At 68.9% G+C, this 25230-nt stretch carries 17 protein-coding genes; 8 read left to right on the forward strand and 9 right to left on the reverse strand.

The genetic code is table 11. The features are described from left to right. Positions 1-11 precede the first annotated feature (11 nt). Positions 12-1229, forward strand: coding sequence for a M20 metallopeptidase family protein (locus ACFQ27_RS10280; protein WP_377353517.1), 1218 nt, complete (start codon positions 12-14; stop codon positions 1227-1229). Positions 1230-1336: 107 nt separating this feature from the next. Beyond that, positions 1337-2104: an SDR family oxidoreductase gene (locus ACFQ27_RS10285; protein WP_377353518.1), complete on the forward strand. Its 768-nt coding sequence runs from the start codon at positions 1337-1339 to the stop codon at positions 2102-2104. Between the two features lie 185 nt (positions 2105-2289). Here ACFQ27_RS10285 and ACFQ27_RS10290 read toward each other — a convergent pair whose 3' ends face one another. The 5 genes from ACFQ27_RS10290 to ACFQ27_RS10310 form a co-directional block, all read right to left on the reverse strand. After that, a complete protein-coding gene (locus tag ACFQ27_RS10290) occupies positions 2290-2712 on the reverse strand; it encodes a hypothetical protein (protein WP_374347954.1) in 423 nt (140 codons plus the stop codon). A gap of 90 nt (positions 2713-2802) precedes the next feature. After that, complete coding sequence (locus ACFQ27_RS10295) at positions 2803-3681, reverse strand: hypothetical protein (RefSeq protein WP_377353519.1); 879 nt, start codon at positions 3679-3681, stop codon at positions 2803-2805. Between the two features lie 5 nt (positions 3682-3686). Continuing rightward, positions 3687-4976, reverse strand: a complete 1290-nt coding sequence (locus ACFQ27_RS10300) for a nucleotide sugar dehydrogenase (RefSeq protein ID WP_374347949.1) — start codon at positions 4974-4976, stop codon at positions 3687-3689. A gap of 69 nt (positions 4977-5045) precedes the next feature. Beyond that, positions 5046-6899, reverse strand: a complete 1854-nt coding sequence (locus tag ACFQ27_RS10305; protein WP_377353520.1) for a phosphoenolpyruvate carboxykinase (GTP) — start codon at positions 6897-6899, stop codon at positions 5046-5048. Between the two features lie 317 nt (positions 6900-7216). Continuing rightward, positions 7217-8812, reverse strand: coding sequence for a methyl-accepting chemotaxis protein (locus ACFQ27_RS10310; protein WP_374347945.1), 1596 nt, complete (start codon positions 8810-8812; stop codon positions 7217-7219). A gap of 320 nt (positions 8813-9132) precedes the next feature. Between ACFQ27_RS10310 and ACFQ27_RS10315 the strand changes: the two genes are divergently transcribed. After that, on the forward strand, positions 9133-11103 hold the full coding sequence (locus ACFQ27_RS10315) for a pyrroloquinoline quinone-dependent dehydrogenase (protein ID WP_377353521.1): 1971 nt from the start codon (positions 9133-9135) through the stop codon (positions 11101-11103). A gap of 9 nt (positions 11104-11112) precedes the next feature. Further along, the gene (locus ACFQ27_RS10320) at positions 11113-11916 is read left to right on the forward strand and encodes a hypothetical protein (protein WP_377353522.1); all 804 of its coding nucleotides are present in this window, start codon (positions 11113-11115) and stop codon (positions 11914-11916) included. Here the strand turns inward: ACFQ27_RS10320 and ACFQ27_RS10325 are convergent. The 4 genes from ACFQ27_RS10325 to ACFQ27_RS10340 all read right to left on the reverse strand — a co-directional run bounded on the left by ACFQ27_RS10325 (position 11913) and on the right by ACFQ27_RS10340 (position 17871). After that, a complete protein-coding gene (locus tag ACFQ27_RS10325) occupies positions 11913-13409 on the reverse strand; it encodes a carboxylesterase/lipase family protein (protein ID WP_377353523.1) in 1497 nt (498 codons plus the stop codon). The two genes, ACFQ27_RS10320 and ACFQ27_RS10325, sit on opposite strands and share 4 nt — an antisense overlap. 66 nt (positions 13410-13475) lie before the next feature. Continuing rightward, positions 13476-15755, reverse strand: coding sequence for a TonB-dependent receptor (locus tag ACFQ27_RS10330; protein ID WP_377353524.1), 2280 nt, complete (start codon positions 15753-15755; stop codon positions 13476-13478). Between the two features lie 217 nt (positions 15756-15972). Next, a complete protein-coding gene (locus tag ACFQ27_RS10335; protein WP_377353525.1) occupies positions 15973-17019 on the reverse strand; it encodes a serine hydrolase domain-containing protein in 1047 nt (348 codons plus the stop codon). A gap of 105 nt (positions 17020-17124) precedes the next feature. Continuing rightward, positions 17125-17871: a GntR family transcriptional regulator gene (locus ACFQ27_RS10340; protein WP_377353526.1), complete on the reverse strand. Its 747-nt coding sequence runs from the start codon at positions 17869-17871 to the stop codon at positions 17125-17127. A 138-nt stretch (positions 17872-18009) separates the two neighbouring features. Here ACFQ27_RS10340 and ACFQ27_RS10345 point away from each other — a divergent pair, with 138 nt between their 5' ends. The 4 genes from ACFQ27_RS10345 to ACFQ27_RS10360 all read left to right on the forward strand — a co-directional run. Then, on the forward strand, positions 18010-19338 hold the full coding sequence (locus ACFQ27_RS10345) for a DUF1254 domain-containing protein (protein ID WP_377353528.1): 1329 nt from the start codon (positions 18010-18012) through the stop codon (positions 19336-19338). Between the two features lie 383 nt (positions 19339-19721). Beyond that, complete coding sequence (locus tag ACFQ27_RS10350; protein ID WP_374347929.1) at positions 19722-20039, forward strand: hypothetical protein; 318 nt, start codon at positions 19722-19724, stop codon at positions 20037-20039. Continuing rightward, positions 20039-24463, forward strand: coding sequence for a UDP-forming cellulose synthase catalytic subunit (gene bcsA / locus ACFQ27_RS10355; protein WP_377353529.1), 4425 nt, complete (start codon positions 20039-20041; stop codon positions 24461-24463). The genes ACFQ27_RS10350 and bcsA overlap by 1 nt, the downstream gene beginning before the upstream one ends. Further along, a partial coding sequence (locus tag ACFQ27_RS10360) for a tetratricopeptide repeat protein (protein WP_377353530.1) occupies positions 24463-25230 on the forward strand: 768 nt, incomplete at its 3' end. The genes bcsA and ACFQ27_RS10360, both read left to right, overlap by 1 nt.

The raw sequence follows: 25230 nt of genomic DNA on the forward strand, positions 1-25230 counted from the left end.
GGAGCCCCGGCATGAACACCTTCACCCCCTCGCGATTCTGGGTCGAAGCCGGAGATGACCTCCTTCAGGAGATGATCACCCTGCGCCGCTCGATCCACGAGGAGCCGGAGCTGGGCCTGCACCTGCCCAAGACCACCGCCAAGGCCAAGGCCGCGCTCGAAGGCCTGCCGCTGGAGATCTATGAAGGGCCGTCCACCACGGGATTCGTAGCCGTGCTCCGCGGCCCGGCCAATGGCCGCACGGTGCTGCTGCGCGGCGATATGGACGCCCTGCCGCTGGACGAGGACACCGGCCTCGACTTCTCGTCCCGCACGCCCGGCGCCATGCACGCCTGCGGCCATGACACCCATGTCGCCATGCTGGCCGGGGCCGCCCGGGCGCTGTGCGCCAAGCGCGACCAGCTGGCCGGCACGGTGATGTTCATGTTTCAGCCGGGCGAGGAAGGCTACCACGGCGCCCGCTGGATGCTGGACGACGGCCTGATCAATCCCCTGCCCGACGCCGCCTTCGCCCTGCACATCTCGCCGAACATCCCGACCGGCGTCTTCGCCGGCCGCGCCGGGCCGCTACTGGCCGCCGCCGACCGTTTCGAAATCACCGTGAAGGGCCGGGGCGGCCACGCCTCCCAACCGCAGGACGCCATCGACCCGATTCCTGTCGCCTGCGAGATCGTCACCGCGATCCAATCGATGGTCACCCGCCGTATCCCGGCCTTCGATCCGGTGGTGATCACGGTGGGCCGCATCCAGGCGGGCACCACCAACAACGTCATTCCCGAGGTGGCGGTGATCGAAGGCACCATCCGCTCGTTCTCGGAGCGATCTCGCGAGCTGGCGCATGAGGGGCTGAAGCGGCTGGCCCCGCACATCGCCCAGGCTCACACCGCCGAGGCTGAGGTCGAGGTGATCCCCGGCTTCCCGGTGACCCATTGCGCCTCGGAGGCCACCGCCCTGTTCGAGCGCACCGCCGAGGCCCTGTTCGGCGAAGGCGCTTGGCGCACCATGCCTTCGCCGGCCATGGGCGCGGAGGACTTCGCCTATGTCCTGCAGAAGGTTCCAGGGGCCATGGCCTTCCTGGGCGCAACCCCGGAAGGCGGCGACTGGCGGTCCTGCTGCGCCCTGCACTCCAACCGCATGGTGCTGGACGAACGGGTGATGGCGCGCGGCGTGGCCATGCACTGCGCCATCGCCGAGGCCTTCCTGTCCGGCGGGTTCGACCCCGCCGATTGACGCCTTCCGTACCGAACTCTCGAATTTCCGCTGCGTCGTGACGCAGGGGCAGCTAGGGTGTGGCCGCGCGCAGGCCGGGACCTCGCGCCATTTCAGGAGACGATATTTTGAAGAACCTGTTCAACATCGAAGGCAAGGTGGCGGTGGTCACCGGGGGCAGCCGCGGCATCGGCGAGATGATCGCCCGCGGTTATGTCGAGAACGGCGCCAAGGTCTATATCTCGTCGCGCAAGGCCTCGGTCTGCGACGGCCTGGCCGAGGAGCTGTCGCAGTACGGGACCTGCATCTCCCTGCCCTTCGACCTGTCGAACATGGACGGCATCGAGGGCCTGGCCAAGGCGGTGGCCGAGCGGGAATCCAAGCTCGACATCCTGGTCAACAACGCCGGCGCCACCTGGGGCGCGCCCATCGACGAGTACCCGGAAGACGGCTGGGACAAGACGATGGACCTGAACACCAAGTCGATCTTCTTCCTGACCCAGAAGCTGCTGCCGCAACTGCGCGCGGCCGCTACCCATGAGCATCCGTCGCGGGTGATCAACATCGCCTCGGTCAACGGCATCGAGCCGCCGGCGCTTGAGACCTACGCCTATTCGACCTCGAAGGCCGGCTGCATCATGCTGACGCGGCACATGGCCAAGCGGCTGGCGGCCGACGACATCCTGGTCAACGCCATCGCGCCCGGCCCCTTCCAGAGCCACATGATGGCCGCGACCCTGGCCCGAGCCGGCGACGCGATCGCCAAGTCCAATCCCCGCGGCCGGATCGGCACGCCCGAAGACATCGCCGGCGTTGCGATCTTCCTGGCCAGCCGCGCCAGCGCCTACACCACCGGCGCGGTGGTGCCCTGCGACGGCGGTTCGGCCGAGGTCTGATCCCAGCGAGGCCTCAGGCGGCGATCAGACCGCCTGAGGCTGCTGGACCGCGCCACTCACCGGCGCGGGCTTCGACATCCAGACGGCCAGCATCAGGAACAGCATGCTGGCGACCTGGGCGGCGACATATCGGCGCCGGCATGAACAGGAACAGGTGGGTCTGAGACCGGATCGTCATGCCCCGTCTACTGGAGCGGCTTGTCCAGGCAGATCATGGTCTGGCTGACCATGTTGGTGTTGGCCTGGTACTCGGCCACGAACGCGTTCCAGGCAGCGTCGGCGGGCCCAGCTTCCGGACCGGGCGGATTGACGTGCACGGTGGCCACCATGTCGGGCGAGACCGACCAGCCGGTCGCCTTGTCGCGGGTCAGCACCCTGCCCCCGACCTGCTTGTTCTTGGTCTGACCGTGGGCGACGTACCAGGCCTGGTTGTCGGCCACCGCCTTGTCGAAGCCGGCCTTGGAGCCCTCGGGCTTGATCTGGCTGGTCCGGATGATGACCAGCTGGCCGTTGGGGCATAACGCCTGGGGGCTGTCAGCGGCCTGGGCGGCGACGGGAGATACGGCGCACAGAATGGCGGCCGCCGCGAGCACGGAGGTGATCTTCATATGTCTCTCCTGATGTTTTGCGGCCCAGCGTTGTCGCGAGCCTACAGCTAGCTAGCCCCGAAGGTCGCCCGCCCCAAGCTCGCCAAAAATCTACAGGGCCGCGTGGGCGCGCCCGGGAAAGGCGGCCCTCAGGGAGGCGCGCATGAACTGGATGACCAGGGCGAATGTCTGCGTGGCGTTGTCCGAGAAGGCCTCCGTGAAGACCACGTTGTCGGATCCGGACAAGGTCAGGGCGCCGGCGGCCTGGGCGTCCGCCAGCATCTTGTTGATGTGCGCCCGGCTGACCCCGAATTCCCGGGCGAGCCCGGACCGGGAGATGGTGACCGCCTCCATCAGCCGCGCGCGCCCAGGAGCCTGGTCGGCGATCAGGCGGGCGAGGATGCGGCCGCCGGATTTGCGTGACAGGAAGATCTCGATGGGCGTCCAGGGGCCGGCGACCATGTCCCGGTGCATGGTGCTCAAGGCGCCCAGCCAGAAGCAGAACTGCGCCAGCGCCGCGTCATCCGCCAGAACTGACGGTGGCGGCAGGGCGGGATCAATGATCCGCGCGCCTTCGATCTGGATCGACATGTTGCGGCGCATGCGCTCAAGAAAGCGCGGCTTTAAGATCAGACGGCGCCGGGTCCACCGCTCGGCGCCGCTGGGCACCACCAGGTCACCGGCGTCCTGGGCCAAGCGCAGGAACTCGGTCACGCGGCCCGTGCTGCTGGTCCGGTTGGCTTGGGTCGCCGCGATCAGATTGGTGGCGGTGAGCCCATCGGGGCTCTTGTCCAGGACGATCGCGGCCAGATAGAGCGAACTCCGCCCCAGGTCGTCCAGCAAGAGCCGACCGACCGAGTCCATGGCGGCATGGTGGGCGAGGCTCGCCCGGGCCAGGTGATTGCAAGCCTCCGTCAACCGTGGATGCGCCTGCAGGGCGGCGATGGCCTGCGGGCTGAACCCGGTGTCGATGTCCCCTGCCCCATCCATACGCGTCAGAGTCGGAAGTCGGTCTCGTCCTTCGGGAACATCGCCTTCAGATCCTGCACCACAACGCCAGGTTTGCCTAAGGCCTTGATGGCGTCCAGGCCCATGGCGTGAAAGGCGCCGTGCGCGACGGCGACGATGACCCCGTCATAGGCGCCCTTGTCCGGGTGAGCGATGGGCCTGACCCCATACTCCGCCTCGGCTTCGTCGAGATCGACCCAGGGGTCATGGACATCCACGGCGATCTCATAGCCCGCCAGTTCGCGGACAATGTCGATCACCCGGGTGTTGCGCAGGTCGGGGCAGTTTTCCTTGAAGGTCAGCCCCATGACCAGGACGCGGGCGCCGCGGACCTTCACGTCGCGGCGGATCAGGGCCTTGATCATGGCCTCGGCCACATAGGCGCCCATGCCGTCATTGATCCGGCGGCCCGCCAGGATCACCTGCGGATGATGCCCCACCGCCTCGGCCTTGAAGGTCAGGTAGTAGGGATCGACCCCGATACAGTGGCCGCCCACCAGGCCGGGCTGGAACTTCAGGAAGTTCCACTTGGTGCCGGCGGCGGCCAGGACCTCCTGAGTATCCACACCCAGGCGATTGAAAATCATCGAGAATTCGTTGATCAGGGCGATGTTCAGGTCGCGCTGGGTGTTCTCGATCACCTTGGCGGCCTCGGCCACCCGGATGGAGCTGGCCAGGTGGGTGCCGGCCTTCACGACCGCGCCATAGAGGGCGTCGACAAAGGCCGCCGCCTCCGGCGTCGAGCCCGCGGTCACCTTGATGATGCTGGAGAGCCGGTGCGCTCGGTCGCCGGGATTGGCCCGCTCGGGGCTGTAGCCGGCGTAGAAGTCGCGGTTGAAGGCGAGGCCCGAGACCTGCTCCACCACCGGCACGCAATCCTCTTCGGTGGCGCCCGGATAGACGGTGGATTCATAGACCACCACGGCGCCGGGACTGATCGCGCGGCCCACCGTGCGGCTGGCGCTGAGCAGCGCGCCGAGGTCGGGACGATTGTGGGCGTCGATGGGGGTCGGCACCGTGACGATGAAGACGTTGCAGGCCTTCAGGTCGGCTTCGTCGCGCGACAGGGTGAGGCGCTGGGCGACCTTCAGCTCGGCTTCGTCGACCTCCAGGGTGCGGTCATGGCCGGCCTGGAGCTCGGCGATGCGCGCCTCGCTGATATCGAAGCCCACCACGTCGTAGACCTCGGCCAGAGCCACGGCGAGCGGCAGGCCGACATAGCCCAGGCCGATTACGGCGACCTTGGCGGGTGTCTGGGTGAAGGGGTTCAACAACATCGCGGGCTCGCAGGACGCGCGCGAGGAACCGCGCACGTCCTGTGACTAGACTATTTTGGCCGCAGACCGCTACTCGGCCGGCGCCATCGCGGGCTTCGCCGCCTTGTCGAGGCGGCTGACCAGGGCCTCGTACTGGGCCCAGAGGGCCTTGGGCAGATGGTCGCCGAACTTCTCATAGGCCGCCGGGATCAACGAAGCCTCTTCCTTCCAGACCGTCGGGTCGACGGTCAGCAGGAAGTCCAACTGGGCCGGCGTGAGGGTCAGGCCCGAGACGTCGAGGGCGGCGTCCGTGGGGAGGCGGCCAATCGGGGTGTCCTTGGCCTCGGCCTTGCCGTCCAGGCGCTCGAAGATCCACTTCAGCACGCGGCTGTTCTCGCCATAGCCCGGCCAGACGAACTTGCCGTTCTCGTCCTTGCGGAACCAGTTGACGAAATAGATGCGCGGCAGCTTCGAGGCGTCGGCGGTCTCGCCCATCTTCAGCCAGTGGCCGAAATAGTCGCCCATGTTGTAGCCGCAGAAGGGCAGCATGGCGAACGGGTCGCGGCGCAGCTCGCCGATCTTGTTCTCAGCCGCGGCGGTGCCTTCCGAGGCCACGTTGGAGGCCAGGAACACGCCGTGGGCCCAGTCGAAGGCCTCGGTGACCAGCGGCACCGCGCTGGCGCGGCGGCCGCCGAACAGGATGGCGGAGATCGGCACGCCCTTGGGGTCTTCCCATTCCGGCGCGATGACCGGGCATTGGGCGGCCGGCACAGTGAAGCGCGCGTTCGGGTGGGCGGCGGGCTCGTCGCTATCCGGCGTCCAGGGACGGCCCTTCCAGTCGGTGAGGTTCGGCGGCGGGTCCTTGGTCAGGCCCTCCCACCACACGTCGCCGTCCGGGGTCAGGGCCACATTGGTGAAGACGCTGTTGCCGTGCAGGGCGTCGACCGCGTTCTTGTTGGTCTCGATGCCAGTGCCGGGCGCCACGCCGAAGAATCCGGCTTCCGGATTGATGGCGTAGAGCTGGCCATCGTCGCCGAAGCGCATCCAGCAGATGTCGTCGCCGATGGTCTCGGCCTTCCAGCCCGGCAGGGTGGGCTGGAGCATGGCCATGTTGGTCTTGCCGCAGGCGCTCGGGAAGGCCGCGGCCACGTAGCGGACGGCGCCTTCCGGCGAGGTCAGCTTCAGGATCAGCATGTGCTCGGCGAACCAGCCCTCGTCGCGGGCCATGACCGAGGCGATACGGAGGGCGAAGCACTTCTTACCCAGCAGGGCGTTGCCGCCGTAGCCCGAGCCGTAAGACCAGATCTCGCGGGTCTCAGGGAAGTGGACGATGTACTTGATCTCGTTGCACGGCCACGGAACGTCCTGCTGGCCCGTGGCCAGGGGCATGCCGACCGAGTGGACGCAGGGGACGAAGAAGCCGTCTTCGCCGATCTCGTCCAGGGCGCCCTTGCCCATGCGGGTCATCACCCGCATCGAGATGGCGACATAGGCGCTGTCGGTGATCTCGACGCCCAGCTGGCTGATCTTGGAGCCCAGCGGGCCCATGCTGAAGGGCACCACGTACATGGTGCGGCCCTTCATGCAGCCCTTGAACAGGTCCTGCAGGTCGGCGCGCATTTCGCCGGGTTCGAGCCAGTTGTTGGTCGGACCCGCGTCAGCCGGGTCCTGGGAGCAGATGAAGGTGCGGCTTTCTACTCGGGCCACATCGCGCGGATCGGAGGCGGCGAGGAACGAGTTGGGGCGCTTTTCCGGATTGAGCGGCTTCAGGGTGCCGCTCTTGACCAGCTCAGCGGTCAGGGCCTCCCACTCGGCGTCCGATCCGTCGCACCAGTGAACCCGGTCGGGCTGCGTCAGGGTCGCAATGTCTTGGACCCACTGGACCAGCTTGGCGTGCTTGGTCGGCGCAGGGGCAAGGCCCGGAATCGACGTGGCCTGGGACAAACTCGCTACTCCTTGGTGACGCCGGACAGGGCCGGACCCGGATGGGCAACGCCATAGTCACCCGCCGGCAAAATGGCGAGACCGCACAAGGAAAAATTCGTTAGGAAACCGGTTACCTAACCCAAGATTCTCCGGAAAGCTGCAGCAACGGCCCGCACTAGCGGCAGATTATGGTGAATTCAGATCGTTACATCCGAATCTACATTCACCCTACGGCGCCCTGGAAGCTTAGGCGGAACCTTGTTCAACAAACTTCAGGCTGCGGCGGCCTTGGACTGATGTTGCGGCGCACTAAAACTGTGCGCCGCAACCTGAACTCAGGACGCCATCTTCAAGGCGGGCCGGCCAGCGCCAGCGCTGAGCCGGAAGCGTTCCGTCGCCTCCGCCAGGGCCTGGGCCTCGTGGGCGACAGCACGGGTCGCGGCCGTGGACTCTTCGACCATGGCGGCGTTCTGCTGGGTCGCCTGGTCCATCTGGTTGATCGCCGAATTGATCTGGGCCAGGCCCGAGGCCTGCTCCTGAGCCGAGGACGCGATCTCGCCCACCAGGCCGTCGATCTCGTTCACCTGGGTGGCGATCCGCTGCAGGGCCTCGCCGGTCAGGCCGACCAGCCGCACGCCGGCGCCGACCTGCTCGCTGGAAGCCTCGATCAGCGACTTGATCTCCTTGGCGGCTTCTGCGGAGCGCTGAGCAAGCGCCCGGACTTCCGAGGCCACGACGGCGAAGCCCTTGCCGGCGTCGCCGGCCCGGGCCGCTTCCACGCCCGCGTTCAGGGCCAGGAGGTTGGTCTGGAAGGCGATCTCGTCGATCACCCCGATGATCTGGCCAATCTGGGCCGACGAGGCCTCGATCTCGCCCACGGCGGCGACCGCGTCGGAGACAACCTGGTTGCTTTCGTGAGCGCCGGTCTTGGCGGTGGAGACCACCTGGGCGGCGCGCTTGGCGTTGCCGGCCGAGCGGCTGATGGTCTCGGTGATCTCGTCGAGCGCCGCGGCGGTCTCCTCCAGGCTCGCGGCCTGGCTCTCGGTGCGCCGGGACAGCGAGGCGGCCGCCTGGTCGAGCTCGCGCACGCTGGAGTGCATGCCGGTGGTCGAGGCCTTGATGGCGGCGATGGTCTGCTCGAGCCGCGAGATCGCGGCGTTGTAGTCGTGGCGCAGCTTCTCGAACTGGGGCGCGAAGGCGTTGTTCAGGCGGAACGACAGGTCGCCGTCGGCCAGGCGGGCCAGGCCATCGGCCAGGCTTTCGGTGACCTGGGCCCGTTCGTGATCCACGGAGGCTTGCAGTCGCGCGCGGTCCTGGGAGGCCTGCTCCTCGGCGAGATGGGCGGCCTCGGCCTCGGCCATGGCCTTCTGGGCCGTGTCCAGTGACGCTTCGGCGCGGGACACCGCCTCGCTGGAGACCGCGAACATGCCGACGATGCTTTGGCAGACCCACATGAGGATGGCCGCCTCCGCGATCAGGATCACGGCGTGGACCATGACCCGGCCAAGGCCGGCCGAGCCGGGGAACACCGCGGCGGGCAACAGGAAGCTGAGGGTCAGGTGGTGAACGGCCACGACGGCGGCGCCGGCCAGGATGGCGCGCCAGTCACAATAGATCACCAGGGCCGCAAGGGCGGCGAAATAGGCCATGTGCAGGTCGATCTGCCAGGGGTGCCCCTTGAAGGCCGCCACCAGCAGGGACACGAGGCCCATGAGCGCCGCGGCGATGGCCATGCGGCCGCCCGCGCCGTCCTTGTCAGAGGCGCCCGCCAGGGTCGCGCCGCCGGCCAGGGCCGCGGCGCCGAGCCCCAAGGCCAGCCAGGGTCCCTTCAGAAGCAGGGCGGCGCCGGTGACCGCAAGGACGAGCCCCCACAGGACACCGCCTATGAGCCGGTGACCGAACGCCCGCTGTTCAGCAATGGTCTTGAACATAACTCACCCACAGGTTTGGCCGTCGCCGGCTCAAGATAGCGCGTCCTCAAACCAGGGATTGCGCGAGAAGCCTTAACGAGCGTTTACCTACCCTAGGGAAACCCGCCGCGACCCCTTGCCGCACAAGGGATTGTCGCCGAGATGCGAGCCGCCCGCGCGAGTTGTGCGGTTAAGCTGGAAAAGCAGGGCGCAATGTCTACAATTGTCGCGCTTGCGAAAGGATATGTCGGCCTGGACATCAAAAATGTCTGACAATCTTGTTGCGCGCGAGCCCCCAGCCTGCGACCTATCCTGAACAAACGTCTCAAGGGGGGATCGTCATGCGTTCGACCGCCGCGCCGCAAGGGCCGCACCGCCGCAGACTGCTTCTGGCCGGGGCCAGCCTTTTCCTCCTGCCCGGCTGCGCCAGTCTCGCGACCGGTGGCGGAGGCGCGCCTCGCAAGGCCGGTGAATGGCCGGTCTATGGCGGCGACAATCGGGGGACCAAGTATTCGCCCCTGGATCGCATCCACCGCGGCAACGCCAAGGATCTGCAGGTCGCCTGGACCTGGGCCTCGCCCGATGACGCGGTGCGCGCCGCCAATCCCGGCCTGCCGCTGGGCGAATTCCAGGCCACCCCGATCATGGTCGACGGCAAGCTGTTCGTCTCCACGGCCTTCTGCCAGGTGGCCGCGATCGATCCCGTCACTGGCGCGACCCTGTGGCTCTATGATCCGGGGACCTGGAAGCACGGCGCCTTCACAAGCAAGGGCCTGATCCACCGCGGCGTCGCCTACTGGCGCGAGGGCGACGACGCCCGGGTGATCATCGCCACCGGCGACAATCGGCTGATCGCCCTCGACGCCGCTACGGGCAAGCCCGTGCCCAGCTTCGGCCAGAACGGCGAGGTGGACCTTGGGACCATCGGCCTGAGCCGCCCCCTGGCCCGCGATCCGGTCGACCTCTTTGGCACGACCTCAGCGCCGGTCATCTGCAGGGACGTGGTCATCGTGGGCCAGTACATCCACGACCGCCCTGTGATCGCTGAGATGCCGCCCGGCGACGTGCGCGGCTTTGATGTCCGCACCGGCGCGCTGAAGTGGACCTTCCGCACCGTGCCGCGCAAAGGCGACTACGGCTACGACACCTGGGAGGGCGGCTCGGCCGACCGCAACGGCAACGCCAACGTCTGGGCGCCCTTCACCGCCGATGACGAGACCGGCCTCGTCTATCTGCCCGGCACCTGCCCGACGAACAACTTCTATGGCGGAGACCGTCCGGGCGACAATCTGTTCGGCAATGCGCTGATCTGCGTGGACGCGAGCACCGGCCTGCGCCGCTGGCACTTCCAGTTCGTGCACCACGACATCTGGGACTACGACCTGCCCTGCGCACCGAACCTCGTGGACATCACGGTCGGCGGCCGACGCATCAAGGCCGTGGCCCAGGTCACCAAATCCGGCTTCACCTTCGTCTTCGACCGCCTGACCGGCCAGCCCGTCTGGCCGATCGAGGAGCGCCCCGTCCCACAGAGCGAGCTGAAAGGCGAGAGGACCTCCCCCACCCAGCCCTTCCCCACCCTGCCCCGCCCCTTCGAGCATCCGGGGATGAGCGCCGACCTGCTGGTGGACTTCACCCCGGAAATCCGGGCGGAAGCCGAGGCGATCCTGGCCAACTACAAGTGGGGTCCGATCTTCACGCCGTTCGGGACCAAGCCGACGATCCAGACCCCGGCCTGGGTCGGCGGCGCCAACTGGGGCGGCGCGGGCGTCGATCCGGAGACGGGCGTGCTGTTCGTGCCCTCCACCTCGTCCATCGCCTCCATGGCGTTGGATGAGACCGGCAAGCGGGTGGCCGGCGCCAATGAGACCGAAGAGATCGCCGGCAGCTCGCGGGTGGTCACCGGCCCGCGTGGCCTGCCGCTGCTCAAGCCGCCCTATGGCCGCATCACCGCCATCGACCTGAACACCGGGGAGCATCTGTGGATGCGGCCCAATGGCCCTGGGGCCACCGACAGCCCGGCGATGAAGCCGTTCAATCTCGGCTGGGTCGGCTCCACCGGGCGCACCGGCCCGCTGGTGACCAAGACCCTGCTGTTCGTGGGCGAGGGTCCGCACGACCCGCGCTACGCCAAGAAGGTGCTGCGCGCCTATGACAAGGCGACCGGCGAGATCGTCGCCGAGATCGAGCTGCCCGGCCACACCCTGGGGCCGCCCATGACCTATGAAAAGGGCGGCCGCCAGTTCATCGTCTGCGGCATGGGCTTCCGCCGACAGCCGCACCGCCTCGTCGCCCTCGCCCTGCCCGCCTGAGGATCCGCCATGTCCCTGACCCGACGCCTCGCCCTCGGCCTGACCGCGGCCGCCACCCTCGCCGCCGCAACGCCCGCCTTCGCCGTAGGCGCGATGAAGCACTACATCCTGGTCGACCTGAAGCCGGGAACCGACCAGCTGGTGCTGGACCGCTGGTACATGACCTTCCACGCCCCGCAGGTGCGCCGCGCCTACAAGGCCTGGCAGCGCAACTACATCTCCTTCCGGTCCTACCTGCCGCCGGAAGAGGCCAAGGCGGCCTACCCCCTGCTCTACGGACGGATGACCGAGATCCAGTTCGACAGCCTGGCCGACTTCCAGGAGACGCGGCCGAACAACATCTATGGCGGCCTGAACTCCTTCACCCCACCGCCCGGCGGCTGGGCCAATCCGCCCTTCACCTCGACCACCGCCAGCATTCCGGTGAACCCGCAAACGGTGTTTGTGTCCAAGGACACGCCGCCCAAGGAGACGCCCTATCTGCGCTGGGTGGTCTTCTTCCGCTATCCAGCCGGCGTCAGCGCCGCCGACGGCGACGCCTGGTATGAGACCACCTACGCCAAGATGGCCGCCGCCCGCCCGGGCGTGAAGCGCTACGCCCTCTATAAGGCGGTCTCGGAGCGGGCCGAATATCCCCGCGTGGCCGAGTTCTGGTTCGACGACTACGCCGCCTGGAAGGCCGCCTTCCTACCTGCGCCTGCGGTCGCCCCGCCGCCCTGGGGCGGCAAAGGCCTGCATGTGGACGCGATCTCGATGTTCGTCGGCGAAAACCCGGACGTCGACTTCGTCAACGACAAGCGCTCGATCCCCTAGCGCCCCACGGACTGGTCTGCCGCATCACGGCGGGCCTTCTGGAACTGGGGCCGCAGGCCGCTCTCCAGGCCGAACTCCATCAGGGTGTCGGCGCCGGAGTTGTAGGCCGGCCACGCCGGCTGACCGGGGCAGGCCGGCGCACCCGTCTTGGCGAAAGCCACCCAGCAGCTGTGGACCAGGGCTTCCATCGCCTGGTCCTCGGGCGAGCTGAACCGGCCCGCGAGCTTCGTACCCGTCGCGAAGGCGTAGAGGATTTCGGCCCCGTGCGGCGCGCCCTTGGCCCGACCACGCTGGGCGGTAGGCACGTAGGAGAAATAGTAGAGCCAGGACGGCGCGCCCTTGGCCGCCTGACTTGCGACCCAGCGCGCCGGCGCCCCCATCACCAAGTCCGTATAGGCCGCATCGACCCGGTCCTCGTCGGTGGGCAGGCTGGCGTAGGCGGCCTTCTGGGCCGGTGTCAGGCGCGCCAGGACCGCGGCGGGCGGTAGCGGAAAAGCCTTCAACAGCGAGGCCTCATAGCTGTTCGAGCCAATCAGCAGCGGCACATCGATCGCCCTGCCAGAGGTGAAGGCCTCGGCGGGCGTGTCCTTGATCAGGCGGCCATCCTGGAAAGGCCCCACCGAGCCGATCCCCTTGGGCAGGTCGAAAAGCGCCTCGGGCGGCAGGGCCCGCATAGCGTCGAGGGAGGCGTCGGGGGCGAGCCCTGCCTTGGTCATCAGATCGACCCCAGCCCGTTCGGCCTGGGCCAAATCGGTTCGCGCCTGCCAACCGCCGCCGGACTCGACGATGGCCTTGGCGAACAGGCCCTTGGCCGCCGGTGTGGTCAGAAGTGACAGGATCGCCGAGCCGCCCGCCGATTCCCCGAACACGGTGACGTTCTTCGGATCGCCCCCAAAGGCCGCGATATTGGCCTGCACCCACTTGAGCGCCGCCAGCTGGTCCATCAGGCCATAGTTGCCGAGCGGTGCGTCGGGCGCCGCGGCCTTGGTCAGGGCCGGATGGGCGAAGAAGCCCAGGGCGCCAAGCCGATAGTTGATCGTGACCAGGACCACGCCGTCCTGGGCGAACCGGGTCCCGTCATAGATCGGGCCGACGCCGGAGCCGAAGCGGAAGGCCCCGCCGTGGATCCAGACCATGACCGGCGCCTTCTTCGCCTTGGGCGGCGCCCAGACGTTCAGGGAGAGGCAGTCCTCACTCTTCGGGGCCTGAGCGCCCATGGCCAGCACGCCGTCGGGACGCGCGGGCTGCGGGCAGATCGGCGCAAAAGCGGTGGCGTCCCGCGCGCCGCTCCAGGCGGAGACCGGCGCGGGGGCCGCCCAGCGCAACGCTCCGACCGGCGGGGCGGCATAGGGAACACCCTTGAACACTGAGACCCCGTCGGCGGTCGCCCCGGCGAGGACGCCGGTGTCGATCCGAGCCCTCGGCCCCTCCTGCGCCAGGGCTGCGCCCGCAAGCGCCAGGGCCGCCACCAATCCGCCAAGCCAGGTCTTCATGCGCCAGGTCCTTAAATCAGCAGCCCGCCGGCGGGCTCTCCCCTTCCGCCGGCGGGCCTTTAGCCGCTACCGCGCCTCCGACCCGAAGGCGTAGGAGAGGCTCAGCCGGATCTCGCGCGGGTCGCCATAGACGTCCCGGGTCGGATCGCGCAGCGTCACATAGGTCTTATCGAACAGGTTGCGCGCCTCCAGCGCCATGCGCCAGCGGCCATTGTCGAGGCCGACCGAGGCGTTGACGATGTCAAAGTCGGCCAGCTTCACCAGGTTGTTGATCTTGGTGGTGTTGGTGTAGCCGCCGCGCTGGCCGCGATAGGAGACCGAGGTCACCACCCGCCAGTCCTTCACCAGCGGCCGGCGATAGGTGAGCGCCGCGGTGTAGGTCCATTCCGGAGAGCCTTCGACCTTCTGGCCCTTGTAGGGGCCGCTATCGATCTCGCCGGTCAGGTAGTTGATGGCGCCGTTATAGCTGATCCCGCCCAGGCCCGGGCCGAAGCGGTGGCCGCCGAACACCTCGAAGTCGACGCCCTTGGTCTTGGCCTCGCCGGCGTTGAACCGGTAGTTCCGTGACACGGCGTCGGGACCGATGGAGTCCACTGTCACCAACAGGTCGTTGAAGTTGTTCTGGAAGGCGGTGACCGTGAAGAAGGCCCCGGCCAGTTCGAACTTGGCGCCGGCCTCGAAGGCGACGTTCTTTTCCGGCTGGTAGCTGGCGGCGATCTTGGGGTCGAGCACCGAGTTGCCGTTGAAGCCGCCGGCGCGATAGCCGACCGCCGCCGAGCCGAAGACCCGGAAGTTGTCGGCGATCTCGTACTTCACCGAGACCGACGGGGCGACGTTCTCGAAGGTGTCATTGATCAGGGCGCGGGAGCGGACGCAGGCCGGATTGGTGGCGAAGACCCGCAGCGGATCCACATAGTTGGCCACGCAGGACAGGGTCCCGAGTTGGCGCGCCACCGTGTAGGCGTCGTTCTTCTTCTCGGCGTTGTTGTAGCGGACCGCGCCATCGAAGGTGAGCGCATCGGTCGCCTGCCAGCTCAGCACCCCGAAGACGCCCTTCTGGAGCTCTTCTTCCTTGGAGACGCTGGCGATGTTGGCGGTCGGGCTGGGGGCGAGGTTGGCCGCCGAGGTGGTGCGGCCATCGAGGATCGTGAAGAAGTCCGACTGCTTGCCCGACAGGTTGGCGCCCAGCATCCAGGTCACCGCGTCGCCGAAGTCGCCGGCCAGGCGCAGTTCCTGGCTGGCCAGCTCGGTCTCGTCAGCGAACAGGGTCGAGCAGAGCCGCGTGGCGCAGGTCGCGGCCGGGAACGGCGGCGAAGCGTAGCCGGGAGCCGACTGGTCGTTCTCCTGCGAGAACAGGGTGGTCCGCTTGCGCAGCAGGGTGACCGAGGTCAGCTTGCCGATCGGCGTGTCCCACTCGACCTGGGTGTTGAAGCTGGAGACATTGCGGTTCACGTCATTGGTGGTGTTGGCCGCATAGGCATAGGGGCCATCAATGTCCGGCGGGCCAAAAGCGGTGGCCGCCAGGCTCTTGTCATTGTTGGCGTTGACGCTCTTGACCTGGTTGGAGGTCGACAGCTCGTCGGACTGGTCGACGACCATGAACATCCGCAGGGTGTCGAGCGGGTTCCACTCGGCGGCCAGGCGCACGGCGCGGAACTCTTCCAGATCGCCGGCCTTCCCGGTGTAGACGTTTCTGAAGAAGCCGTCCTCGCGCTGGACGTCCTGCACGCCCAGGCGCAGGCCCAGATTGGCCGCCGGCACCGGCACGTTCAGAATGGCGTCGATCTGCCGCCGCTCGATCTCAGGCGAATAGACCGCCCCGAGCGAGCCGCCGAATTCCGATTTCGGACGCTGGCTGATGGCCTGCATCACGCCGCCCACGGCGTTGACGCCATAGAGCGCGCCCTGCGGGCCACGGGTCACCTCGACGCGCTCGACGTCGAACAGGTCCAGGCGGGTGAAGGTGCGCCCGCCGATCACGCCGCCGGTGATCGAGGCGCCGTCCCGCAGCACGGCGATGGGCGAGTCCACCCCAGCCGTCCGGGCGGTGCCCGCGCCGGCGCCGCGGATGTTGTTCTCGGCGTTGATGTTGCCGGTGTCGACAAAGGACAGGCCCGGCAGGATGTAGGACAGATCCTTGATGTCCTTCAGGCCGCCAAGATCCTTCATCTGCTCGGCGGAGATCCCCGTCACCGCGGCGGGAACATCCTGGACCTTTTCTTCCTTGCGGCGGGCCGTGACCACGACCTCGCTGACCACGGCCTGTTCGCCGGACGCCGGCGCCTGGGCCGCCGCGGGCCCGGCCAGAAGCGCCGCCGCAGCGGCTCCGCACAACAGATAACGCATGTCTTCCCCCTAACGCTCTTGGGGCCTGTCGCCCCAGGGATGCTTAAATGAACGCACCTTTTGTCTGACGATCATCCAATATGGCGCGCGACGCAAGCTCGCCGGTGCTGGTAGCGCATAGCCGCCTTCGGCCACACCGGCTTATTTCTGAATGGAAAAACCAGGAATTCTGACAGGCGCCCTGCCCGTCCTCCGGCTATGGATCACCGGACAATCATCACTTCGCCTCCGCAGCCGCCGCGAGCGCCAGCTTGGCGAACTCCGCGTCCGACCACTTGTTTCCAGCCTTGGCCTCGGCCCGGACGGCTATCACCATCTGAGGCGTGAAGTAGGCTTGGCGCACGACCGTGACGCCCTGGGACGGCGCCACATAGAGCCGCTGATCGCCCGCCCCGCCCGCGACGACCATGTCGGAAGGCACCTCTGAGGCGTGCAGGGAAAGGTCCACCGCCGCCGTCGGCGCCAGCGGGGTGTTCGACGGACGCGGCAACCACCAGGTCACGCCATAGGCCGGGTTGGCCTTGGTGCCGACGAACAGCTCGTCAAAGGTCTTCGGGTCCACCAGCGCCTTGCCGCCGACAACCCCGCGCGCCCGGACAAACTCGCCGAACTTGACCCATTCCCGCGCCGTCAGCACTGCGCCTTGCGGCAGCAGGAGGTCGCCGTTGGGCGCGCGGCGCCAGTCGGTGGGCTTCAGGCCGATGGGGTCCAGGATCCGGGCCCTCAGGTAGCTCAGCGGATCCGACGGCCTTCCCGCCGCGGCCAGCTTGCGCTGCAGGACCAGGCCAAACACCTGATAAGGCGAGGCGCCATAGATGAAGGCCTCGCCCGGCGCGGCCTTGAAGGGCCAGGTCACGGCCTCGGCGAAGGGCATGGCGCGCCCCGGCGGGCTGGTCAGTCCGCTCGTCAGGGTCAGCAGCTGGCGCAGGGTGACCGTCGACTTGACCGGGTCCGCGGCCCATTCGGTGACGGTCTTGGCCACCGGCTCGTCCAGGGACAGGAGCCCGTCCTGAACCGCGGCGGCCGCGGCGATCCCCCAGAAGCTCTTGGTGCCGGACCAGATCTCGAAGCCGACCTCCGGGCCACCCTGGGCGGAATAGCCTTCGCAGACCGGCTTGCCGTTCTTGAGGATCAGCACCGAGACCCCGCGCCGGGCGTCCGAATAGTGCAGCGCGGCGTCACAGGCTGGGCCGGCCGCCTCAGCGGCCGTCGCGCCGAACGCGCCCAGGGCCACCAGAATTGTCGCCAGACCACCAAATCGCATCGGAACCTCCCCGGTCGCCATTTTTGTCTGACAATTTACTAGGCCAGCCTGCAGCCGGACGCAAGCCGCAGCTTGCGGCGAAGGCGTGCGACCGGGGGAGTCGGGTCAGCCCGTGGTGCGCAGGCGCCGCTCCAGGCGCTTGGCGCCCAGGGTCGCGGGCGCGGAAACCGGGCCGTTCTCGGCGATCAGCGAGCTGCGCGTGATCAGGGTGGTGAGGCGTGCGGCCGCGGCGGCGACCTCGCCTTCCCGGGTCTTGATGGCGCTGACCAGGATGTTGTGGGCGTGGGCCGACTGCTCCACCGCCAGGGGCGTACCCGGCGTCAGCAACAACTGCTGCCACAGCGCCAGGCTGCCGACCTGGATCAGCATCCGGTAGGACATCCGGCTACCGCAATGCCGCCCGATGAATCGCCCCAGCTCAAAGGACTTGCTACAAAGCTCGGCCTTGGAAGCGCCAGCCCTAAGCGCGGCGTCCAGCTCGGCCATCTGCGCCTCAAGGCGCGGGAACAAGGCTTCGGGGAAGTGCGCCGCCGCCAGGCGGGCCGACTGGGCGTAGACATCCTCCAGCAGCACGAAGATCTCGATCAGCTCGTCCAGGCCCACCTGGGTGACCTGGGCGCCCCGCCAGGGCTGCATCTCGACGAAGCCGGCCCGCGCCACATTTCGTAGGGCCTCGCGCACCGAGGCGCGGCTGACCCCATGGCGGTCCGAGATCTCCTGCTCGCGCAGCCAGTCGCCGGGGGCGTATTTGTTCTCGATGATCTCGCGGATCAGGGTCTCGGACAGCCGCGCGTCCAAAGTCTGGGCGCTCTTGCGGGCCGGGCGTCCGGCGCGTTTCGGTTCGGAAGTCATGGCGTCCTGGTTCGGCGAAGTCGCGGCCAACTTACCCGCAGCCGCGTTAAAAACAAATGTCAGACAATCGGACTCGACACCCTTGCCCGCAGGCAGCGCATCCGCTTCATTGCCGCGCAGAGTTTCAGGAGGAATAGCATGCCGCCAGCCGCCAGGATCGATCGCCGCGCCATGATCGCCGGCCTCGCCGTGGGCGCAGCCAGCCCCGCCTTCGCCGCCCCGGCCCTGTCGCTGCGCGAAGCCGCGCGGCGCATGGCGATCTACGGCCTGCCCCTGATCGAGACCGCGAGCACGCGAGCGCGCGCCTTCAAGAACGGCCTGGTCGCCAACACCTTCCGCCATAGCCGCACGCTGACCACCGCCAAGACCCAGACGGTCACCCAGCCCAACAACGACACCCTCTATTCCAGCGGCTGGCTCGACCTGTCCTCAGGCCCCGTGCAGGTCACCCTGCCGGCCAGCGGCGACCGCTACCTGTCCGTCGCCCTGATGGATCCCTATTCCAACAACTTCGCGGTCCTGGGCACGCGGACCACGGGTCCGGACGGCGGGGTGTTCACGGTCGCAGGGCCAGGTCACGCCGCGCCCGGCCCCAATGTGATCCATTCGCCCACCAACTGGGTCTGGATCCTGGCCCGCACCCTCGTGGATGGTCCTGCCGACCTGGCCGGCGCCCATGCGGTCCAGGATGGGCTGAAGATCAGCGGCCCCGCCGGCCGCAAGGCCCAGCCCATCCCGGGGCGCGACGCCCCCTGGCCGGACATGTTCCGCACAATCCAGGCCCTGGTGCTGGAGAGCCCGCCGCCGGCCACCGACGCTCGGCTGTTCGCCGAGACCCGCGCCCTGGGCGTGAGCCTGACCGGCGGCTTTGATCCCGCCCGCTTCACCGCCGCCGAAGGCCAGGAGATCGCCGCCGGCCTGTCCCAGGCGCTGGAGGACGCCAAAGGCGGGGACGACAACGCGATTGTCCGTGGCGGCTGGATCTTTCCGCGCCCCAACCTCGGCGACTTCGGCCAGGACTATCTCTACCGCGCCCAGATCGCCCTGTCGGGCCTGGCCGGCCTGCCCCTCGAGGAGGCGCTCTATCTGCGCCCCCTGGGCCCCGACGGCCGCGCCGAGCTGGACAGCACCAGGGCCTGGAAGCTGGCCCTTCCGGCCAAGCCCCTGCCGGTCGACGCCTTCTGGTCGCTCACCGTCTATGAGGTCACGCCCCAGGGTCAGGCCTTCCTGATCGACAACCCCATCGACCGCTACGCCATCGGCGACCGGACACCGGGCCTGGTGCGCGGGCCCGACGGACGGCTCGAGATCATCATTTCGCCCAAGCCGCCCAAGGGGGCGCTCAAGGCCAACTGGCTGCCCGCCCCCACCAGCGGCCGGCCGATGCTGCTCAATTTGCGGGCCTATCTGCCGCGGCCGGAACTGACCAGCGGCGCCTATCCCCTGCCCCCTCTGCGCCGAGCCTGAGCGGGGGCCGAACCCGCAAAGATGAACAGAAATCCGGCCGGATACCCAAATCGGGTCACGACTAGCTAAGCTGCTTCCAGGGCGACCCCGCGCAATGAGGGCGGCGTCGCACGCCCCGGCCGCCACGTTTTCACCTTATTTTACAATTGACCGACGCCACCTGAGCGGGCGCCGCTTGAGCAGCGCGCCGGCAGCTCACCGCACCCCCAATCCCTTCCTGTCAGCCAGATGAACAACCCCAACAGGGTTGGGTCAGAGCGTCGCCGTTAACCCCATCAGCGGACTGGGGGAACGGTCTTCCGACATCTCAAGGCTGCGCTAGCGCCGCTTCCCTGGTTCGCCACAGGCCGTCCATTCCGGGCGGCCGTCGAGGACGACGGGACATGACCGACGTTGAGAGTTTCAAGCGCCAGACCGGCGTGAAGATCGACTACCGGGAGTTCGGCATCGACGAACTGGCCCCGGCTCCGATCCTCCAGCCGCCGCCCGCGCCGACCGAGCCGGTGGCCGAGCCACCCGCCAAGCCGCCCAAGGCGATCAAGCCCCCCGCGCCGCCGGGCGCGCCGACGCCCCAGGCCCAAGCCCAGGCTCAGGCCCAGGCTCAACCCAAGCCCGCGGGCGCCTTCGCCCGCTACGCCCCGCCGCCGGCCAAGGCCGACGACGTCCTACTCTCCGATCTCTTCAAGAGGCTCGAACGCTGATGAGCGTCGCCACCTTCGCCACCGACAGCTTCTACCGCGCCAAGCGCGTGCTGCCGCCCATTCTCACCGGCCCGGCCATTCTCTTGGGCGTCGCCCTCCTGGCCCTGACCGCCATGGTCAGCCTGGACCTGCGCGGCCAGTTGATCTTCGGCTCGGCCGCCTTCCTGGCCTGCCTGGCCCTGTCCCGCAGCGCCTCGCCGCTGATCACCATGACCCTGGCCTTCATCGCCACCGCCATGGGCACCCGTTACCTTTGGTGGCGGACCACCGAGACCCTGCAGTTCTCAGGGCCATTGTCCCTGGTGCTGGGGACCGGCCTCTACCTAGCGGAAGTCTACGCCTGGTTCGTCATGATCCTGGGCTTCCTCCAAACCGTGCGCCCGCTGGAGCGGCCGGTTCGGCCGTTGGCGGGCGCGCCCGAAACCTGGCCCACCGTCGACATCTTCATCCCCACCTACAATGAAAGCCTCGAGATTGTTCAGGACACCGTCCTGGCGGCCCTGACCATCGACTACCCGCCGGATCGCCGGCGCATCCACCTCCTGGACGACGGCCGCCGGCCCCAGTTCAAGGCCTTCGCCGAACAGGTCGGCGTCAACTACATCACCCGCGCGGACAACCTCCACGCCAAGGCCGGCAACCTCAATAACGCGCTGAAGCTCACCAACGGCGAGCTGGTCTGCATCTTCGACGCCGACCACGTGGCCACCCGGGCCTTCCTGCAGATGACCGCCGGCTGGTTCCAAGCCGATCCGCGCCTGGCCCTCCTGCAGACCCCGCACTTCTTCTATTCCCCCGATCCCATCCAGCGGAACGTGTTCGCCGTGAAGGACATCCCCGGCGAAGGGGACCTGTTCTACAGCGTCGTCCAGCCCGGCAACGACTTCTGGAACGCGGCCTTCTTCTGCGGCTCCTGCGCGGTGATCCGGCGCTCGGCCATCACCTCGGTCGGCGGCTTCGCCGGCGAGACCGTCACAGAAGACGCCCATACCGCGCTGAAAATGCAGAAGAAGGGCTGGAACACCGCCTATCTGAACCTGCGCCTGGCCGCCGGCCTGGCCACCGAGCGCCTCTCCATCCATGTGGGTCAGCGCGCCCGCTGGGCCCGCGGCATGACCCAGATCTTCCGGGTGGATAATCCGCTGATCGGCGGCCGCCTGAGCCTGGCCCAGCGGCTTTGCTACCTGGCCGCCATGACCCACTTCCAGTTCCCGCTGCCCAGGATCGTGTTCCTGACCGCGCCCCTGGCCTTCCTGCTGTTCGGCCAGCAGATCGTGGGCGCCTCGGCCCTGACCATTGCGGCCTACGCCGTCCCGCACCTGATGATATCGCTCCTGGTCAACGAGCGGCTGCACGGCCGAGACCGCCGCGCCTTCTGGGGCGAGGTCTACGAGACCCTGCTCTCCTTCCACCTGGTCCTGCCCAGCCTCCTGCCGCTGATCGATCCCAAGCGCGGCAAGTTCAACGTCACGGACAAGGGCGGCCTGCTGCGGGAGGGCTATTTCGACGTCCGCATCCTGACGCCGCTCTTGATCACCGCCGCCCTGCTGCTGGCCGGCGTCGCCCACGGCCTGTGGCGCGCCACCTTCGGCCATGCGTCCGCGTCAGAAGTCCAGACCATCGCCCTGAACATCACCTGGTCCCTGTTCAATCTGCTGATCGTCTTCACCGCCATCTCGGTGGGTCGCGAGAGCCGCCAGGTCCGCGGCGCCGTGCGGGTTGAGGCCAAGCTGGCCGCCAAGCTGATCTATGAGGACGGCTCCATCGTCATGGGCTGCACCCGCGATATCTCTATGGGCGGACTGGCGGTCATCACCCGTGAACGCGCCCGCCCGGGCGCCGTCGTCGCCGTCGAACTGCCCAGCGGCGAGCGGACCGTGCGCTTCCCCGTCCAGCTTTGCGGCCGTGAGGACCGGCGCACCCGGCTGAAGTTCCGGCCCATGGCCCTGGACCAACGTCGGGAGCTGGTGCGGGTGGTGCTGGGCCGGGCCGACGCCTGGCCGGTTCCGGCCGACCAACCCCGCTGGACCGCCGCCCAGTCCTTCCTGGACCTGTGCCGCGCAAGCCTGTCCGTGCTCCTGTGGCGCAACGCCCGCCCAGGCGTTCGGCATAAGCGCCGGACCCGGCCCACTGGCCGCCGCCTGGCCGCTGCGGGTGTCGCGGGCCTCAGCCTCGCCGCCCTGGCGCTCAGCGCGCCCAAGCCGGCCGTCGCGCAAGACCTGGCGCCCGCCGCCGTGTCGGCTGGGACCTACAAGGTCTCGCTCAGCCTCAAGGACCTGGGCGCCGACTATCCGTTGCGCCTGCGCGGCGTGGACGGTGAGGCCGGCGTGCCCTTCGAGATCCGGCCCGACGAGGTTGTGGTGGGCGCAAACCTGCGGCTGCGCATGGCCTATTCGCCCCAGCTGCTCACCGACCTCAGCCACATGGTGGTCAGCCTGAACGGCGAGATCATCGCCAACATCCAGCTCACCCCGGACCGCTCTGGCGGGGTGGTGGTGGACCTGCCCATCGATCCGGGCCTGTTCCGCGCCACCAACCGGCTGAACGTGCGCTTCGTCGGCCACTACACCCGCGACTGCGAGGACCCGCTGCACTCGTCCCTGTGGGCCGATGTCAGCAATGTCCGCTCCAGCCTGGATCTGACCCTGCAGCGGACGCCGGGCCAGCCGGACCTGAACCGCCTGCCCGCCCCCTTCCTCAACCTCACCGACCCGCGGCCGGCCAAGGTGCAGATGGTCTATGCCGGTCCGCCGACCAATCGCCAGCTGCAGGCCGGCGCCGCCGTCGCGTCGTTCTTTGGGGTCCAGGCCAACCTGCGTCCGCTGAAGTTCGCCGTGACCCTGGGCGCGATCCCTACCGGCGACACCGTGATCATCGGCCGGGCCGGCGAGATGGTGGGCGGCGTGCGCCTGCCTGACGTCGTTGGCCCGCGGGTCACCCTGGCCCGCAACCCGTCAGATCCGCTGGGCGTGATCCTGCTGGTCTCCGGCCGCGACGACGCCGAGGTGCTGACCGCCGCCCGGGGTCTCGCCGCAGCGCCCAAGGCGCTCAGCGGCGCCTCGGCCCGGATCAGCCTGACCGCGCCGTCCCAGCGCCTGGCCTATGACGCCCCCCGCTGGGCGCCCTCGGGCCGCAGCGTGCGCCTGGGCGAGATCACCGACCCCCTGACCCTGCAGGGGGCGGGCCTGCGCCCCGGCGTGCTCACCGCCGACCTGCGCGTCGCCCCGGACCTGTTCCTGTGGCCGCGCAGCGCCGCCCGCCTGGACCTGGACTATCGCTATCCCCGCGGCGACTGGGTCGACTACCGGACCTCGCGCCTGGATGTGTCCCTGAACGACCGCTATCTCGGCTCCCTGCCCCTCAAGCCCTCGGCCCTGGCTGAGAAGGCCGAGGACCTGGTCGGGCCGGGGCTGATGCGGCGCAAGACCCACGTCGACCTGCCGGCCTATGACCTCTTCGCCAGGAACCGGCTGGGCTTCTATTACGACCTGCGGGTCGACAAGCGCGGCGCCTGCGCAGGCGAAATCCCCGGCGACGTCCACGCCAATATCGACCCGGACAGCCGCATCGACCTGACCGGCGCGCACCACTTCGCCCGCTTCCCCGAACTGGCCAGCTTCGTCAGCGCCGGCTTCCCCTTCACCCGCCACGCCGACCTCTCCGAGACCCTGGTCCTGGTGTCCTCCGACATCACCGCCCCGGAGATCGAGGCCCTGTTCGCGGTCATGGCCCGGGCGGGCGCGTCCACAGGCGCGCCGGTGCTGTCAGTCCGGATCGCCCGGGCGACAGACGGAACTCCGCTCGCCGACCGGGACGTCCTGCTGGTCGGCCCTCTGAGCCTCTCGCAAGCTCGCGCCGACCTGTTCCGCGGGGCTCCGGTCTCGCTGAAGGGCGGTGAGCTTTCGGTCACGGCCGCCAGCGAGGACGGCCTGCGCGCCTTCAACCGCTTCGGCCCCGCGGCGCCCGCCGTGCGCTGGCTGCTGGGCGGCGAGGATCGGACGGCCCAGGCCCGCGACGCCCAGGGTGTCACGGCCGCCAGCCCGCGCTTCACGGGCCTGGCCAGCTGGCTCTCGCCGGTCAGCGCCGACCGGGTCGTGGTCGCGGTCCTGGCCGCCAATCCGCAGGACCTGCCTGGCCTGGTCTATGACCTGGACGACCCCAAGCGGGCGGCGGCCACGCACGGTGACCTGGCGGTCTCCACCCCGGCGGGCGTCAGCGCCTTCCAGGTGGGCCGGACCGCCTGGATCGGCGAGCTACCGCCGCACCTGGCCGCCCTGTGGTGGATGCACCTGCACCCCATGGCCCTGACCGCCGGCGCCCTGATCCTGGCCCTGGCCCTCGCCCTCCTGGTGTCGCGCGCCATGAACGCCCACGCGCGCCGCCGCCTGAACCCTCACCTGACCTCTGATCTGGGAGACTTCTGATGTCCCCGCGCACCCTTATCCCGGCGACCGCGGTCGCCGCCCTCGCCACCGCCCTGGCCAGCCAAGCCGAGGCCCAGCCCATCGTCCGCCTGCCCGACCAGGCGCCGGTGACCCTCGGCGACCTGCCGATCCGCACGGCTCCGACCGAGGCCGCCGACACCCGCGTCGCGCCCCAGGTGGTCTCGCCGGTCGAAGCCCTCGTTCGTCAGGCCCAGACCTGGCGCCGCCAGGGCCGCAATGACCAGGCCGAAGCCACCCTGAAGCGGGCGCTCGCCCTGTCACCGGACGCGCCGGAGGTGCTCTACCAACTCGCCGACCTGTCCCGCGCCAAGGGCGACGCCATGGGCGCCGCCATCTGGACCGGCAAGCTGGCGGCGGCTCGGCCGGGCGATCCCCGGCTTGGAGCCCTCGCCAAGGCGATCCCGGCCCCTGCGGCCCAGGCGGGAACCCTGAGCCCGTTCGAGGCTCCGCCCGCGCCGCGGATCGAGGTCCAGGCCGCAGCCGCGTTGCCAGCGCCCCAGGGCCAGGCCGTTCCGCCGATGGTCAAGTCGCCGGCCAAGGCCGCTCCGGTCGCGGTCCCAGCCGGCGGCCAGCTGCGCGCCGACGGCTTCCAGGCCCTGAACAGCGGGGACCTTGCGAACGCCGAGCGTCTGTTCGGCCAGGCCCTGAAAGCCAGCGCCCAGGACCGCGAAGCCGCCGGCGGCCTGGGCGTCGTGCGCCTGCGCCAACAGCGCTTCGCCGAGGCCCGCGACCTGCTGGCGCGCGCG

The organism is Phenylobacterium conjunctum, assembly GCF_042679085.1.
Taxonomy (GTDB): Bacteria; Pseudomonadota; Alphaproteobacteria; order Caulobacterales; family Caulobacteraceae; genus Phenylobacterium; species Phenylobacterium conjunctum.

Bases quoted from the DNA above. Each gene is read 5' to 3' on its own strand.
- ACFQ27_RS10350 (WP_374347929.1), top strand. From the start codon at position 19,722: ATGACCGACGTTGAGAGTTTCAAGCGCCAGACCGGCGTGAAGATCGAC.
- ACFQ27_RS10315 (WP_377353521.1), top strand. From the start codon at position 9,133: ATGCGTTCGACCGCCGCGCCGCAAGGGCCGCACCGCCGCAGACTGCTT.
- ACFQ27_RS10325 (WP_377353523.1), bottom strand. From the start codon at position 13,409: ATGAAGACCTGGCTTGGCGGATTGGTGGCGGCCCTGGCGCTTGCGGGC.
- ACFQ27_RS10335 (WP_377353525.1), bottom strand. From the start codon at position 17,019: ATGCGATTTGGTGGTCTGGCGACAATTCTGGTGGCCCTGGGCGCGTTC.
- ACFQ27_RS10310 (WP_374347945.1), bottom strand. From the start codon at position 8,812: ATGTTCAAGACCATTGCTGAACAGCGGGCGTTCGGTCACCGGCTCATA.
- ACFQ27_RS10320 (WP_377353522.1), top strand. From the start codon at position 11,113: ATGTCCCTGACCCGACGCCTCGCCCTCGGCCTGACCGCGGCCGCCACC.
- ACFQ27_RS10330 (WP_377353524.1), bottom strand. From the start codon at position 15,755: ATGCGTTATCTGTTGTGCGGAGCCGCTGCGGCGGCGCTTCTGGCCGGG.
- bcsA (WP_377353529.1), top strand. From the start codon at position 20,039: ATGAGCGTCGCCACCTTCGCCACCGACAGCTTCTACCGCGCCAAGCGC.
- ACFQ27_RS10345 (WP_377353528.1), top strand. From the start codon at position 18,010: ATGCCGCCAGCCGCCAGGATCGATCGCCGCGCCATGATCGCCGGCCTC.
- ACFQ27_RS10300 (WP_374347949.1), bottom strand. From the start codon at position 4,976: ATGTTGTTGAACCCCTTCACCCAGACACCCGCCAAGGTCGCCGTAATC.
- ACFQ27_RS10290 (WP_374347954.1), bottom strand. From the start codon at position 2,712: ATGAAGATCACCTCCGTGCTCGCGGCGGCCGCCATTCTGTGCGCCGTA.
- ACFQ27_RS10295 (WP_377353519.1), bottom strand. From the start codon at position 3,681: ATGGATGGGGCAGGGGACATCGACACCGGGTTCAGCCCGCAGGCCATC.
- ACFQ27_RS10280 (WP_377353517.1), top strand. From the start codon at position 12: ATGAACACCTTCACCCCCTCGCGATTCTGGGTCGAAGCCGGAGATGAC.
- ACFQ27_RS10340 (WP_377353526.1), bottom strand. From the start codon at position 17,871: ATGACTTCCGAACCGAAACGCGCCGGACGCCCGGCCCGCAAGAGCGCC.